This is a genomic window from Mucilaginibacter boryungensis, assembly GCF_015221995.1.
GTDB classification, from domain to species: domain Bacteria; phylum Bacteroidota; class Bacteroidia; order Sphingobacteriales; family Sphingobacteriaceae; genus Mucilaginibacter; species Mucilaginibacter boryungensis.
In genome coordinates this window covers 1,136,371-1,152,122 of sequence record NZ_JADFFM010000002.1, presented here as the reverse complement: position 1 = coordinate 1,152,122, position 15,752 = coordinate 1,136,371, and the positions used below count along the sequence as shown (strand labels likewise).

Annotated in this window: 8 protein-coding genes; all 8 read right to left on the bottom strand. The window is 41.5% G+C overall.

Annotated elements, in window-relative coordinates; genetic code table 11:
- Window positions 1-2 precede the first annotated feature (2 nt).
- Entirely contained in the window at window positions 3-3,401 is a 3,399-nt protein-coding gene (locus tag IRJ18_RS17975) for a hypothetical protein (protein ID WP_194107678.1), read from the bottom strand.
- Window positions 3,402-3,816: 415 nt separating this feature from the next.
- Entirely contained in the window at window positions 3,817-4,422 is a 606-nt protein-coding gene (locus IRJ18_RS17970; protein ID WP_194107677.1) for a hypothetical protein, read from the bottom strand.
- Between the two features lie 18 nt (window positions 4,423-4,440).
- Window positions 4,441-5,514, bottom strand: a complete 1,074-nt coding sequence (locus tag IRJ18_RS17965; RefSeq protein WP_194107676.1) for a prefoldin domain-containing protein — start codon at window positions 5,512-5,514, stop codon at window positions 4,441-4,443.
- 16 nt (window positions 5,515-5,530) lie between these two features.
- Window positions 5,531-6,337 (bottom strand): hypothetical protein, encoded by an 807-nt coding sequence (locus IRJ18_RS17960; protein ID WP_194107675.1) that lies wholly within the window; start codon window positions 6,335-6,337, stop codon window positions 5,531-5,533.
- Window positions 6,338-6,386: 49 nt separating this feature from the next.
- Window positions 6,387-7,349: a prefoldin domain-containing protein gene (locus IRJ18_RS17955; protein WP_194107674.1), complete on the bottom strand. Its 963-nt coding sequence runs from the start codon at window positions 7,347-7,349 to the stop codon at window positions 6,387-6,389.
- Between the two features lie 1,068 nt (window positions 7,350-8,417).
- Window positions 8,418-8,828 (bottom strand): hypothetical protein, encoded by a 411-nt coding sequence (locus IRJ18_RS17950; RefSeq protein ID WP_194107673.1) that lies wholly within the window; start codon window positions 8,826-8,828, stop codon window positions 8,418-8,420.
- A 10-nt stretch (window positions 8,829-8,838) separates the two neighbouring features.
- The gene (locus tag IRJ18_RS17945) at window positions 8,839-12,471 is read right to left on the bottom strand and encodes a DUF6443 domain-containing protein (protein WP_194107672.1); all 3,633 of its coding nucleotides are present in this window, start codon (window positions 12,469-12,471) and stop codon (window positions 8,839-8,841) included.
- Between the two features lie 11 nt (window positions 12,472-12,482).
- Entirely contained in the window at window positions 12,483-15,746 is a 3,264-nt protein-coding gene (locus IRJ18_RS17940; RefSeq protein ID WP_194107671.1) for a hypothetical protein, read from the bottom strand.
- Window positions 15,747-15,752 lie beyond the last annotated feature (6 nt).

The window sequence follows — 15,752 nt, the reverse complement described above, 5'->3', positions numbered from 1 at the left end:
AATTAATTAACAGGTGTATAGCCCGTGCCGGTAGTAATCGTAATTACAGTGGTATTACAACTGGTGCCCTCACCTCCGCCTGGTAAACCGTTCGTAGTTGCCCCGCCGCTTGTTGAGGAGGTTTTACTGGCCGCCTTAGTTGTAGTGGTTTTAGTAGTTGTTGTAGTTTTGCTCGTTTGCGACATAGTGCCTTGCCCATCGGCAAAACAGCCGGAAACATCTATATAACCCGTATTGCCGGTGTTGCTGTTAGCCGGCACCACAACACCTTGGATATAGGTGTTAGTGGTACTGTTGTTATTACTATCCGTTGTGGTAACAGCTTGCAGGTAACTTACTGTCAGGTTTGTGGGGGTGGTATAAGGTATGGTGCACGCAGCATCAGTATACAACCTGGCTAAATAATCGTTGAAAGTGTGCGAATAGCCACTGATTAAAGTAGAGTAGCTATTATTAGGTATCAGTTTGGCATACACCATTTGGGTTACCGGGACTACTGGCACTGTACAATCCGTTTGCTGACCAGCATAATTGTAACAATAATGGGTTTTGATATTTCCGTTCTGATCTTTAACATTAATCAGCCGCTGGAAATTATCATACTCGTAGGTGATCGTATTGCCCCGTGCATCGGTTGCACTGGTCATGCCCACCAATGGCTGATAGGTATACGTAATAACCTGAGCGTTTGGCAAATTACTGCTGACGCGCAATGGGGTCAAAAAGTTGTTGACCTGGGCATCTGTCGGGTATAAAATATCCCGAAAAGCTTGCACTGCGGTGCTGCCACCCAAAAGTGTTTCAATTGTGCTGTAATCGGCACTGGTAATTTGCGCTATTGGTAAATGGCCGCCGTAACCATAAACATAATTGATCTTCGGACCGCCTACTTTTTTTACACTTTGAATATTTCCATTGGTGTCATAACCCAAAAGCTGCACTCGTGAATCGTAGCTGCTTGCACTTTTTTTGCTATATACCGTTGAGGGGTAGATTTGCGCATTGTTCCCATTCCAAATTCCGTAATCAGTTTTAGTCGATTGCAGAAAATTGCCAGTATTATTCTTATACTCCAGCTGTTCTATTACAGGACTCCAAATATGAAATGTGTTCACCATGAGATTATACGGCGATTGCCCTGAAAAATCATGAGGATACTTATATTGTGTGATCCACGTATCGGTATTACTACTGCTAACTGTTTTTTGCGTTGGCTGCAGATGGTCTTCATTAGAATACTGATAGCTAACGGTCTGTACGACCGGATGTGCAGGATCAGAGTTGTCAGTGGTTTGCGTTTGCGTTAAAACGCTAACGTCCTCAAATCCCTTTGTATCTTCATAATTGAATGAATGTACATAATCATCAGGACTCACCTCTGCATACGTTGATGGAAAATAGTTCTCTACGTCTTTAAATGTCATGAATTGAGCCACCTTAACCCCCGTGATGAACTCGCTGTTTGTCTTTAAGTAACTATATTGATTTTCCGTTTTTTTTACCAGTGTATATACGCCATTTTCGTTTTTATAATACTCTTTTTTTTGCAACAGCGGATTATTTGTTCCTTTATCCCAGTGATAGCTTGCAATAAATCGTGGTGCGCTTTGGATGTCCTGAAATGTCATAGTAGATTGCCGGGAAACATCGTATGTATACACCGTTTTCCCTATATTATTTGCGCTTGTACCATTATATTCGGTCACTTGACTATATATTACCGGCGAACCATCCATGATCGTTAGTGGAAAAACGCTTGAAGAAGTAACGACATCTTTCGAAACGATGCCCAGGAATTTAATGGTGGTTGGATGACCAGTTGGTGAAGCAGAATAACCGTCAGAGTCATAATAATAATATTGTTGAACATATCGGAACAGTGCGGGCGATATTTGCTGTTCTGCTCCAATACCATCGTAGGTGTAATTCTTTTGCGATGTTGGAGAACTCGTATTATCCGCATAAGACTTAATGCTCTTTATTCTTAAACCGCCGACAATCCCATTATTTGCATTGACCTGATTGGGATACCCATAGAAGTTGGGGTTATTTGTCTGATTGGGTTCATACTCAAAGGTGGTCTTACCGCCAGTGGGATAGTGTATTTCACGCAACATATAAGCCTGCATACAGACTGCACAGGGGTTCAAATTCCCCCCATAAGCAGCCAATTCTGAACTGTTTAGAAAGTTTAAAAATTCACTTGGTAAGCCACCGTTTCCACCATTGTATCCCCAATAATCCTCCTTGATGATATATGGCAACCCGCTTCCTTCATACATGTATCCCGGAGTATAGTAATAACCCGGCGCCTCACCGTCATTGTAAACAAAACTATAATTCTGGACCGCGGTCGACTGATTACTAATATGCAAAGCATCGAGCCGCATTCTGAGTGTGTGATTAGCCGAACTTCCGAAATATGACTGGTCAAAAGAAACCTGTTTTATGATTGTGTTTGATGGCAAACTATACACAGTAACCTTGTTTATCCTGAATTGCCGTCCATCGGTTCTGTCTGCCAGATAATCAAATGTAATCAGTGCGTTCTTTGTCGTAATGCTCACCAGGCGTTGCGGTGAATGATATGTAGCAGTTACCGGATTAATCACTGTTGTTTGTCGCCCTGGTACCCCCGTCCCCGCATTATATGTATCTCCTGTTATCACTGTCCAGGTTTGTGATAATTGCTCGATAGTTTCACCCGTTGAGTAGGAGAAATTAATTTCATCGTTACCGTCCGCTGAGATAATCTTCGTGACGTTCCATCCAGTCAACGGCCCACCGCCACCCTGTGATGACACTTCTCCTGCCTTAAATATATACTGTGTCCCCTGTTCATCAACTATTGTAAAATACATATCCTGAGGGACTGAAGGATCATTGTTGAGATAGTTTTTTGTTATTTTTACCGGTGCATAGGGTACCATATGCATGTTTCCGTTAATGTCATACCTGAACGCACCCGAATGTCCATTAAAATTATAGGTATATCGGTCAGATTCAGATTCATAATCTCCGTTGCTTAAATTTGTCATTTGTCCAGAGACGTCGACTTTCTGCCCGAAAGTTTGAGCCGCCAAAATTGCCGTTGTTATATCGCTGGCAGTTTTATAGATTGAGGTGTAATTTGCAGGGTTTTCGTCAGCGTGCCCAAGCACGGTTCTTGAAACCATACCCCCAGCATTCAATACCCAGCCTAAGCCAACTATACTGGCTATATCTCTAACCTTAATCCCCGATGAATGATATGAGATGTTAATAGGAAGGCTTAATTTGCCAATAGACACGTTGTATAAAGGAATATCGATATCAGGTACCCCCGTGCTATAACTGACCGGAATTTCTCCATATCGGGCAAGCGCCTGCGCTTCAGGTGAAGGCGGTATAACTGTGGGCAAGGATTGAGAATGCGCTATGCTACATGCAAGTGTGCAGTATAAAAGAATTAATGTGATTGGCCTCATACAAAGTAATATTAGGTTTAGTTATTTATGTTTTTTAATAATTTTTTCGAGCCTTTTTAACCGGATCTCTTGTTGTTCGACGTTATTCGTTGGTCGGTAAGTTGTTTATCCTTTTCAATTAAATATAAAGTCAGCTCTTCCACTTTTTTCAGCAATAGCTTATTCATCTCGCCGAGATTGACACCTTCATTTGTTATATCTTGCTCAGAAGGTATTTCAGGAAGATGGTGGTTTATATCAACAAAAGCCTTTACATCCTTAAGTGGTGTTAAAGTATATGTCGGTTTGAAAACATAATCGGGCCAGTTGGCGGCTTCTACTTTAACCTCTTTTGATCGGATGTTTCCATTTACAGATAAGGCTCATGTGGAGTGGTGGTACCGATGCCAACATACCCGTTCCTGGATATCGGAAGAATATTCTTATTGGGGACATTGCCGACTGTAAATAATTGATTGGTGTCGAATTCGGTAGCTGTATAGCCAGCCGGAACAGCGCCGGCCGTCCAGTTAATTAGTGTCCAGTCGCCGTCTGCAAAAGCATGTATTAGGTAGGCATAAAAAGGTTGATTGTCGTTATTGTGCGGATCAACATACACTTCCAGGTATTCATTAGCATAGGTATCAGCCGATATTAGGCGTATTTTAGGAAACGTGGCTGCTGAATAGTAACTGTGATTAGCTACTGTAAGAGAAGATCCTGCTTGTGTATTATAATTCAGACCCACTTCAAACCGTAAAGTGGTATGGTCTGCCTCATCTCTTAATTCGAAGGTAGCATTACCTCGTCCGCCGCCTGAGACCGTCGCGATACGATACCAGCCCTCCGGCCTAGCCGCGAAATTCCAGTTGGTGATCGTGGTGACATCAATAAGTTGTTTACCGTTAAAGGCAGGCTGTGCATAGCAATAGCCACTACAAATGATAAGTAGTAAAATAACTAAGTGTTTTTTCATGGATTGTGATAGTTTAGGTTATTTCGTAGTTTTTGAGGTTTTATTTATCAGTACTTCCAGTTTTCGATTTAATTCCTCAATTTGATTTTGCTGTTTTTCGGTGATTTTTTGTTTTAACTGCAATTCGTCAATTTGTTTATCCTTATCAATTAAATACAAAGTCAACTCCTCTACTTTCTTTAGTAGTAGCTTGTTCATCTCGCCCAGGTTCAGGCCATTTTTTTCCACCTCTTGTGCCGATGGAATTTCGGGTAAATGGCTGTTTTTATCGATATAGCTTTTTACTTCAGCCAGGGTTGGCAGATGATACTCGGGTTTAAATACATAGTCTGGCAACCCAGTCAGATTAACCTTCACTTCTTTGGAATGGATAGTGCCGTTTACTGAGAGTAGTTCGTCGGGTGTGGTGGTGCCAATGCCGACTTTGCCATTACCATCTATACGCATCCTTTCGATATTGCTATTCGTACTGAAAGAAATACTGCCACCTGTCATCCCTCCGCCCCGTAAAAAATTTATCGAACTATTTGTCATGCCGTAAAAGCTGTGTTCAATGGCGAAGCTTTTAACGTCATTTAAGTTTGGATAGGTGGTATTAGGCTGCGTATCATAACCTCTAATACCCAAATAGGTGCCGCTACCACTGGTATTACCCTCGTTCAACCTGGCCAATACTGAAGCCAATTCTCCGGACGCCAACGTTTTGCCAACGTCTAAAGTTGCAAGCGGGCTGGTTGTACCGATTCCGACATTACCGGAACTGAGAAGTGTCATTCTCTTTTGATCACCAGCCGTTAAATACAAATTATGGCTACCGTAAACCGTAAAATCAGCACTGCTGCCGCCATGGGCCCATGAATCGGTCCCTATCCCGCCCGGAAAATTGGAGCCGTTGTATATTCGGAACGCACCATAATTATTTACAGCGATATTATCGATCAAACCATTTACTTGAAGTTTCCCCTCTGTAGGGAGGCTGGTAGTTCCTATTCCTACAGGATCAGTTGTAGCAGTTATCCCTGAAGTTGTACTGAATTGTGCGTAAGAATGAATAGCGATGAACATCGCGAATAAGGTAAAAAAACGTTTCATGGTGATAAGATAATATTTAGTTTTTACGGATTTTTTCGCTTAGCAGTTCAAGCTGTTTCTTCAAGTCGTCAATTTGTTGTTGCTGTATTTGATTTAATGCTTGCTGTTGTTTTAGCTGATTTATTTCTTTTTGCTGACCTTTTACTTCCTTGTCCTTATCAATTAAATACAAAGTCAACTCCTCTACTTTCTTTAGTAATAGCTTATTCATCTCGCCCAGGTTAAGCCCGTTCTTTTCTACTTCTTGTGCTGATGGTATCTCTGGCAAATGGCTGTTTTTGTCGATGTAGGTTTTTACTTCTGCGAGGGTGGGCAGGTGATAATTGCGTTTGAAAACATAGTCCGGCAGGCCGCTCAGATTAATCTTTACTTCTTTGGAATGAATGGTGCCGTTTACTGAGAGTAGTTCATCGGGTGTGGTGGTGCCAATGCCGACATAGGCATTACCTGTTGAACCCGCCTTGGCTGTAATTGACAATGCATCTGTCCAGGCAGTTGAATTTCCCCGCGTGGCTATACGTAAGGTAGTAAGTCCGTTACCCGAATCGACACCATATATCTTTGCTCCAAACCCACTCCCGTATGTCGAATTCAAAAGCTCTATATTGTTTTGACCGACGCCTAAGGTAATTCCGTTACTTGACTGCACAGTTCCCGCATAGCCTATGGTCAGTGGGCTAACAGGCATATTGGTAGAAATACCCACATTGCCCGAATAATAATAGATATTCCCGGTGGTAGCACCATTAGGTAACCACTGCGCTTTTGAAACAAAAGGAATTAAAGAGATAGCAGCAATTGCTGCAAAATAGACTTTTTTCATAATGTGATAAGAGTTTATTAGGATTGCTACTAATTGCAACCCAGTACTTTTACGATTTCTTTTTCAATAAGGTTTCAACTTGCTTGCGCAATTCGTCGATTTGGTTTTGCTGGGTCTGACTGACTGACTTTTGTTGTTTTAGATCATCGATCTCCTTGTCCTTCTCGATCAGGTATAAAGTGAGTTCCTCTACCTTTTTCAATAGGGCCTGGTTCATTTCGCCAAGGTTCAGGCCGTTTTTCATCACTTGCTGCTCGGTTGGCACATCGGGTAAATGATGGTTGGCAGCGATGTAGCTGTCCACCTCTTTTAAGGTAGGCAGGCGGTAAGTTGGTTTAAACACATAATCCGGATAGTGCCAGTTCGATAGATTTACATTTACTTCTTTAGTATGGATATTACCGTTTACGTTAAGTGCATAGCCTTCTGTATCATACTGCCCGATAGCCACACCACCACTAAAATAGTTTTCTCCCGGACCGTTAATATAAATATTGCCCCCGTAAGACATGCCAAAGGGGTTCACATAATAATCGCGAGTTGTTTTAGAGTCATAAGTGCCGTAACTGGTCTGGTATGGCAAAGCGTGCTGCACCCCGTCATAAACGGTGACATACGTCGTGTAATTCGATTTGAAATGATAAGTAGTCCCGCCCCCGCGCAGCCAAACAATGATGTTTTGATTTGCATTGCCGTAGGTGCCGTCGATCCAGCCGGCGATAAATTCAGCAGTTCCTGCATTAATGTCGGCATCAATAAAGTTGGCCCCGTGTCCCCAATTCGTCACATGATAAGTAAACTTGGCCATTAACGAACCTCGCCAATTACTATCCTCATGTACATTCGAACGACCCAGTTCGATCTCGCTGGCGGCATTATTTGGCCAGCCCCCGTCCACGATGGTCACCGGGTAAAACTTATTAAAATCGCCACCGACTGAAAACGAGCCGGTATCCGCATACGCAAAAAGACATAGGCATAGCAATGCCCCGAACAGGAAGGTTTTTTTCATTGTGATAGATTTAAGTACTGCGCTGCGTTAGGTACAGCGATAAACTAAGCTAAATAGTTTTCTTCAATTGCGCAATGGTTAATTGCATTTTGTTTTTTTTATAGAATATCTTTTAGTTAATAACAAATATCGGTAAGAGAGAATTGCCAAATGATGGCAAAGGTGCGTCATTGATTAATTGTTTCGCGAGCCTGTAACCCAACGAAACAAAGTGGAGTTGGTGCGAGCAAAGCAAAAGGTCTTTGCAGAGAAAGCCTGAAGGCGACTGCAAGTATCTGTTGCGATATCAGGAACCCGTAACTATATTTAAAGCACTAACGGTGATTGATTAAACGGCTGAATCCAACCTGACTTACGTGGATCTAAAATAAACAAGTCTGATCTTGTGATGCGCTACACGTTTATAGCAATCAAGTGCAAGATGGCAAACGAATAAATGGGTATGTGAGGCGTTGACTTGTGGGTTTATGCGGGAAGCTCTTGCACGCTTCAGTAGCTATAAACGTAACTTTGCCTAATAATTCATTACTTCACCTACCTATGCCTTATACTTCTAATTCAAGAATTTCAATATTTCTTTTATAGGGGTAAATACAAAAGTTGAATTAGGATACAATGTTAATTCAAGAAAATGAAGATTTCTTACTTTATAGGGTTAGTTAAAATCTTGAATTGACTTACTTGCTTTGTGCTTGGGATGTCCAACCTGACTTTTTAAAAGGCAAAACTTCTTGGTGAAAGCTTAATGTCAATTCAGGAATGTTGAAATTTCTTAGTTTATAAGGGTGCTATAAATCTTGAATTAGGGTTATGGACAGTTAATAAGCAAGGGTAGATACCTCTAAATAAAAAGTGTATATGTGGATGTTGATTTGGTGGTGTGCCTCCCTTCCTTACCTTTTAAAGGTAAAAGTGCTGTATGCCTTCTAAAGCAAACTAAATAAGTAAAAGCCCAACTGTTAGGTTGGGCTTGGTATTAGCTCAGGCACAAGTACTCTTACGTTCCGTTAATGTTGCATACTTGCGTCAGTTAGTAAACGATTAGAAATTAAATAACTAACTTAGTAATTAATACCGTTTCCAATTAATATTACTCATTAAATAAAATGAATAAAACAAACTGCCTAAAATAGCAATAACAAATAATAAGACAAAAAGACCTCCTTTAAAATTCTTTTCTGTTGGCCAAACATTAAATTCCTCAGCATAATCCATCCAATTATCATTTTTTGAAAAAAAATGATAATTGGTAATCATAATCAAGATAATTGGAATTATCAATTCTGGTGAAGTTATCTCATAATTGAATTTTCTATCAATAAAAATATTATAATAATTTAATATACTACAAACAAATATCGTTTCCAAAACACTAATTGATGCACCCGCTTTCCAAACTGTGCCCCACTTCAAAGGGTTACTCTCAAAAAATCTCCAAAAAGTATAAAACAAATAATAATATGCTTTCTTTAAGGTCATATTTCAAGTGTTATTTATTTTCGTTTTTTTGTTGTTCCTGTATATCTTGATGCCTTGGATACGATGTTTGATTAGGGAAAATAACATGGTGCCAATCGGCAAGCCAACCTTCAGTCCCACCGGGGTAAATTTGTCCAGCAGTAAAATATGATATCCCAATAGGTGGAAAAATCTCACCTCCAAGAGCGAATATAGTGTTTTTTCTGGCTATATTAGGGTTAACGGAATTCTTCGCACCTTTATAATAATTATTAACACCTATAATATCAATTGCTACCCCCATTATTAATGTTCCTGTACCGAACTGCTCTCCTGTTGCCCCGAGTGATCCATGTTGTTTTGCCAAAATAACTGCCGGAAATGTAGCTCCCCACAGATAAGTACCGGCTTTCTCAATCCAATTGGCTTTCGACTTAGAATCCGGCGTTGCCTTAGGCTTTGGCCCAACATTACTAGCTGGTTTATCACCCTCTTTCGCCGTTTGATTCTTATCAGTAGTTACATTGCTGTTTTGCCCTTCCTCCGAGTTACCTTCAGTCTGATATTGCTGGGCAGCCAATGCACTCCAATCAATCTTCCCTCGGTCAATTGGCGGTATATATTGCCCATTTTCATCATATTTATTTCTTCCGAATCCATCTTGTGTGGTCATATCGTTATTATAGTTACCTTCAGCATATCCACCTGTAGCGAAACTGAACTTGGCCAACATTCCGTCCGGGTCGATCACGCGAACTGGGTTATTATAACCGTAGGAATAGGGGCTAAACCTCCGCGAAACTTCTGCCAAGGGATCGGGAGTTGTCCATCTACCAATAACTGGGTCGTAAAACCGTGCGCCATAATCGTACTGGCTTAGACCATCCTGCAACTCTTTCTTATTATAAAGGTAGTTATTAGGGGGACTGGTTACAACTGATCCTTGTATAGCCATACCAAACGGCATATAGTCATTTGTTTGGGTTGGTGTGCTGCCTCCATGCTGGCTGTCAAAGTTGACCCGGTTATTTCCTAAATGGTCGCTCAGGCTGTACTCGTAATTGGGTGTGCCGGTAAGGTTTAACACCCGGCCTTCTTCGGTATGTACAAAGCTGATAATGCCGCTCTCGTATTGTATGCCACTTATATAGTCGGTTGTCGTACCACCACTTACTTTCCTCAGCTTATTTCCTATCGCATCATAAGTATAGTTAATAGTGCCGCTCGCCAGTGTATTGGTTTGCGGGAGATTAAGCAAGTTGTAGGTAACTGTTAAACCTTTACTATTATCGGTAACCATATTGCCGTTATTATCGTAGGCATAAGTATAGGTCCCGGCTTTGTAACCGTTTGGCCCGATATCGCTGCTGGCATCGGCTATGCTTTGCACCTGGTTAGTACTACTATAGTTGTAAGCCAGGTTATCTATCAACGTATTGTTCCAGTAACGCTGCAAGGCCGTAATATTACCCATTGGATCATAAGTTATGCCCGTTTCCTTATAATTGTCAGATGATACGCCATCGGTTAAACGATTTAATGGATCGTAACTATAAGTAAACGTTTTCTGGCTTTGTCCGCTCGTTGTCCATACCTGGGCTGCTATATTGCCGTTAAACTGTCTGCCTGTGCTGGGGCTGTTATATTGCATTTCCAAGTTAAACAAATTACTGCTGCTATTGGCCGTACGCAGCCAGCCACGCTCGTTATAGGTATAATCTAAATGTTGCAAAAAGGTTGTGCCATTATCTACGCTATGCAAATATTTGGTTTTCAACTGCCCTATCTCATTATAATCGATTTTACTTAACAGGATATTGGTGCCCCCATTAATTTGCTCCCAGGTTTTTACTTTACGGCCCATATGGTCATAATCGTAGGCGTTATCTACGGTAAGCGCTAATACCGCTGCGGTATTGCCGCTGTTTTTGGAATAGTGTTTTCTGTCGGTACTGATTATAGCGTTAGTGAAATCGTAAGTGTTGCTTATTTCGTCATAATTGTAAATACTTTGCATACCGGCTAAATAATGTTGCGCGAAGGTTTTAATATTCTGGCCTTTATCATTATAATAATGCACATCCCACAACATATCAGTTGTACCCAACACATTGGTTAGGGTTCCCGTCAGAAAGCCTTTGGTCATACTACTGGCCGAGCCATAGGTGTAGGGATTAGTACCGGCAAAGTTATAGTTATCGTAATAATTGACTGTTAATACTTGGCTTATGTTAGCCGGGAAGCTGGAATTATCGTAGCCATAATTGCTACTGGTGCCGGTAGGCGTTTCCCATAAGGTGGTAACCGCATCCACATTGGTTTTTACACTGCTATAATAATCTTGGTCGGCGTTTGCGCCATAGTTATAAATACCCGTCACTACCACCCTGCCCAAAGCATCGTACTTGGCAATCGTCCAATCCTGGTTCGTTTTATGGCGTTGATTGGCATCCTGGGTAGCTACTACCTGGTCCAGTTTATTATAAACCAAATATTGCCAGCCCTTGCCGGGCAGTTTCTTTTTTATTGGCCTATTGCGGTCATCGTACTTATATGCGTAAACAAAACTATTAAACGCGGCATCAGTTTCGGCAAAACTTGTGGCGGTAAAGCCGGGCGGAATCACATAGGCTATGTTATTTAAATCATCGTAAATATAATAGGTAGACCGGCTTATGCTCTCGCTTTCCCAAACGCGCTTTAATATTACATGGTCCTGCAAATCTTTAAATTCTTCGGTTGTGCCTGTTTTTCCACTTACCCAGTTCTCATCCTTGCGGATGGTTTTTTGTAGTTTGCTGGCCGGGTAACTAGTGCTTGCAGTCGCACCGGTGCTGTTTATTTCCCATTGCAAAACCTCGCTGGCTACATTCAAGCCATATTCCATTACTATTGTTCTTCCGCCGGTAGTTGTGCGGCTGCTGGCAGGCTGCCAAGTATCTCCAGGTGTGCCTTGTTCTGTTATCCGGTTAAGCGTAGAAGCTTCAAATAATGATTGTGCATAAGGGGTGGGAATCACCGTGATGCTATTTCCCTGTTGGTTGCCGCTTGTACCGCTGCCGGTTGGGTTATAAAAATTAAATAGACCTGCACCACTAGTTAAAGCATTGCTTCGGTAACTACCGGGACTGCCGGTTGGCGTGGTGTAAAGCAGGTATTTTTTATCTTCCCTGTCAAACTGGTCGTAACCGAATGGCTGTATCAAATCTGCATCAGCCGTGGGGTTGCCCTTAACCGTAACCGTTTGCACCGGGCGTCCTAACCCATCAAAATATTGAATGGACTGCATAACCTCGCAAGTACCCCGGCTGTTTAAGCCACTGTTATCGGTTATGCCTGCTATTCTTGACACCAACGTACTAATGTAGTTTTGATTTGTGCTCAGGGATGTGTTCAATGGCAAGCAATCGGGGCTACCAATATACAAATGCAGGCTATGCCCGGATGCAGCCGTAAAATTGAATCCGGGGCTTAAGGTAATGCTGGTATTGTGATAGTATTCGCCCGCCGTCTGGGTGCCGGACAGCGTATTGGTCGTAAGGTATGTTTGCGCTTTTAAAGCCGAAAGCGGAAAACATAAAGCGAAAAGCAAACAGCTAGTTAATAACCTAGGGCTTTGAGCTTTAGGCTTTTTGCCGTATATATGATATAGGTTGGTTCTCATGACGATCCGATTTATTGGTTGTAATAGTGATAGTCGTTATGTTTGACAATATTGCCATACTGGTCTTTAATATTAACCAGTCGCTGAAAACTGTCATACTCATAATACATCGTTTGGCCTTTGGCATCGGTCATACTGGTCATACCCACTAAAGGGGTAAACACAAATTTTGATACTTGAGCTGATGGGATGCTGGTAACTAGTGTTGACAGAAAACTATCTACCGCTGATTTATCAGGGAACTGATTACTAAAATTGGCTATATTGGTTGCACCCAAGGCCGTTTCCACTGCGGCATAGTCCGCGTTTTTTATCTCAGCAATAGGATATTGCCCGCCATAACTGTATAAGTAAACCACTTTAGGGCCACTCTCTTTCGAAACACAAGTGGCATTTCCAAAACTATCGTAATTAGAATAATGAAGGCGTGTATCATAGCTACCGCTTCCAAATTTACTTTGGACAGTGGACGGCAGGTAAAGATTGCCGCTTGGGTTAAGGTAATTAGTCAGTGTGGAATATTCGAGGTTTGTATTTTTAAATACACTTTTTTCAACTACTGGACTAAGCATATGTAATCCTGCCATATTCGCATATATGGTGGCGCTATAATCGGTAGGGTAAGTATAGGTACTGATCAGTATATTTCCTTTGCTGTCGAGTTCGGTATTCTTTGTTAAAAGCGCGTGGTAAGCATTTCCGTATTCCGAAGTTTCGATATTTTCGGCGTAGCTTGTCCCCGTAACATCAAACGTTTGCGTGCGAACCGTATCAGTATATAACCATTTACGATAAATCTGATAGGTTGTAAGATCGTAGGCGGCCAACTCTTCAGCAAAAGGGGATGTAGTCATAAATGCCGAACAGTTATAATCGTACTCCCTCATTGCAGAAAACCCGGCAATGGTACTATCCTTACGCGCATCATCTTTATAATGAATAAAGATCTTCTTAACCGGAGTTAAACCCGCGGTTGTGTTTTTAAATATGCCGGTAAAGGTTTCTTTTCCATTTATAAGGTTAAAACTGGTTACGGGTGTCCCTGATACATATCGACCATTTTGGACATTTGCATCAGCGTCAGGAATGGAGGTAAATTCATGCTTGACAACCCCTCTTTCAGCGTTTTCTCCGAAAATTTCGGTGACATTTTTATAAGTAACCGGAGACGACGAGCTGCTGTAAATATTATAAATACTATTGGAATGCATACACAAATAACCTTTCGAAAGCCACTGGCCACAAGGTGAATTGTATTCTGCACATAGGGCGTGACTTAATAAGGATTCAAAATATTGTTCGTGCAAACGGACGTCAGCCGAAACTTTGGTGTTATCATCAAAAAGCGTATAACCATATTTTTTTACAATGGATGTATTGCTCACCGGGTCATAGGTGATCGCCTTAGCCACACGAATACCCCCGACAGGCACGTTCATCTCTTGGGTTGTAGGAGACCCCTCAAAATAATATAACAAACCATTTACTGTCGCATTGCCGTAAATAGTTGTCTCTAATGTATACGTACCCGGTTCTAATATTAGGGTTGTTGATACACTTTCACCATAATTTAATTGCTTTTCATATATCGATCCTGTTCCCACCTTAGTGAGCTTAAAATAAACTACGGGGTCGTCTGGATTAATTGTGTTGTCCTCGCAGTTAGCTTCCAAAGTAACTCGTTGTCTAGTAGCAATAACTGCATTACTCGAATAAGTAGAGTTTGGCCATGCCAGCCCGTTTCCGGTTACATAAATATTACTACTGAAAAGTGCTGGGTAAGTCGTAAACTCTCCATAACTTGAATTACCTTCGTATATAATACTGTCTTTTCCGCCTGTAGGGTATTTGACAGATGACAGAACACCGGTTTTACAAAAATCCGGATCGGGGTCACGATTTGCCGTTGCCTGAGGGAAATAATATTGTAAATCCGGGTCTGTGGGACGTGGAATCATTGTATTATTGGCCTTGCCATTAAAAAATCCCCAATGATCCTGAGAATAGGAAAGGTGAGCCGGCACCTGGCTTAAGTTATAATAGTTAAACTCATGTTTTTGATTCGACGTGTTGCCTGCATCTTTTTCTGTAATGCTCATTAAAAATGGCCGGTTATTGGCGTATTGATATATTAAAGTATCCTTTTTTATAGGTACTGTCTGATTAGGCTGATATATAACAATAGAAGAAAGGAGCTGGTCGTCATAGTCACTTCTGTTGATATAGTTAAATTTAATTTTGCCACCGCTCCTAGAGTTAATTTCCGATAAGATCCAACCATTTGTTTTCAGCGTATTTGCGCAGAGATTATCTGTAAAGCCCGGATATGTAAAACCGCTTGCTGGATCGCCGCAAGTTTCTGCGGGATGAGCAGGATCAATATGATAGATGGACTGTGTGATACCTGTAGCGTAATGAAAAGCGCGAGGAATGTAAATTAAATTGATCGTGTCTTTATTAGGATGTATGATCTGTGAAAGATAAAACGCTGAAGGAACCACTACTGCACTGCCAAGTTGTGGGCAAGCCATTGGAATATCATTGATTAGGCCATCATTTTGAACAGTAGATTCTGTTGCATTGAAAATATATTGGACCCCATCAATCGTGGTCGCTTTGAAAGCATAACCAGTAGCCACCAAGCTTCCTAATCCGGTTTCCATCTTTAACCCGGAATGATTCAATAACACACATTCAAAATGTGCGCTGGTGCCGCTACCGTAGAGATGTTTTATAATGAACTGCCCGGTCAGGCCGTTAAAGTTAAAATTAAACATATCCGGCTGCCCGTCCACACCTACATCCGGTTCAGCTCGAAAAAGGCCCTGAGATTGAGCGGTAATATCATTTAGATAATTTATCTGATCTCTGGGTGATTTGCTGCTATATTGTAACTCGGTTAGCCTCGGCCTGGCACTATACTCATCCATCACCCCATACACCGTTCTGGTAATCACGCCGCCGGCATTCAAGTTCCAGCCCGTACCTACGCGAGATGCGATTTCGTCTACCTTAAAACCATTACTGGAATAACTTACAGATATGGGTAAACTGAGTTTACTTGTTTTATAGTTGGCTATCGCAATATTAAAGTTTACCGCACCTGATGAGAGATTAGTATTTATCCCGCCAAATTTTCCTAAAGAAGCTGCATTAGGTGATGGCGGTACAATAGTGCCTAAATTGTATTGCTGGCAATCTGCATTGAAAGAGCAACCTAGGACTAATAATAGCGCGATCAGGCCTACGGGAAACTGTATTTTTGAGGTGTTCATGATATG

Coding starts and splice junctions, on each gene's coding strand:
- IRJ18_RS17970 (WP_194107677.1), bottom strand. CDS start 4,422: ATGAAAAAACACTTAGTTATTTTACTACTTATCATTTGTAGTGGCTAT.
- IRJ18_RS17965 (WP_194107676.1), bottom strand. CDS start 5,514: ATGAAACGTTTTTTTACCTTATTCGCGATGTTCATCGCTATTCATTCT.
- IRJ18_RS17960 (WP_194107675.1), bottom strand. CDS start 6,337: ATGAAAAAAGTCTATTTTGCAGCAATTGCTGCTATCTCTTTAATTCCT.
- IRJ18_RS17955 (WP_194107674.1), bottom strand. CDS start 7,349: ATGAAAAAAACCTTCCTGTTCGGGGCATTGCTATGCCTATGTCTTTTT.
- IRJ18_RS17950 (WP_194107673.1), bottom strand. CDS start 8,828: ATGACCTTAAAGAAAGCATATTATTATTTGTTTTATACTTTTTGGAGA.
- IRJ18_RS17945 (WP_194107672.1), bottom strand. CDS start 12,471: ATGAGAACCAACCTATATCATATATACGGCAAAAAGCCTAAAGCTCAA.
- IRJ18_RS17940 (WP_194107671.1), bottom strand. CDS start 15,746: ATGAACACCTCAAAAATACAGTTTCCCGTAGGCCTGATCGCGCTATTA.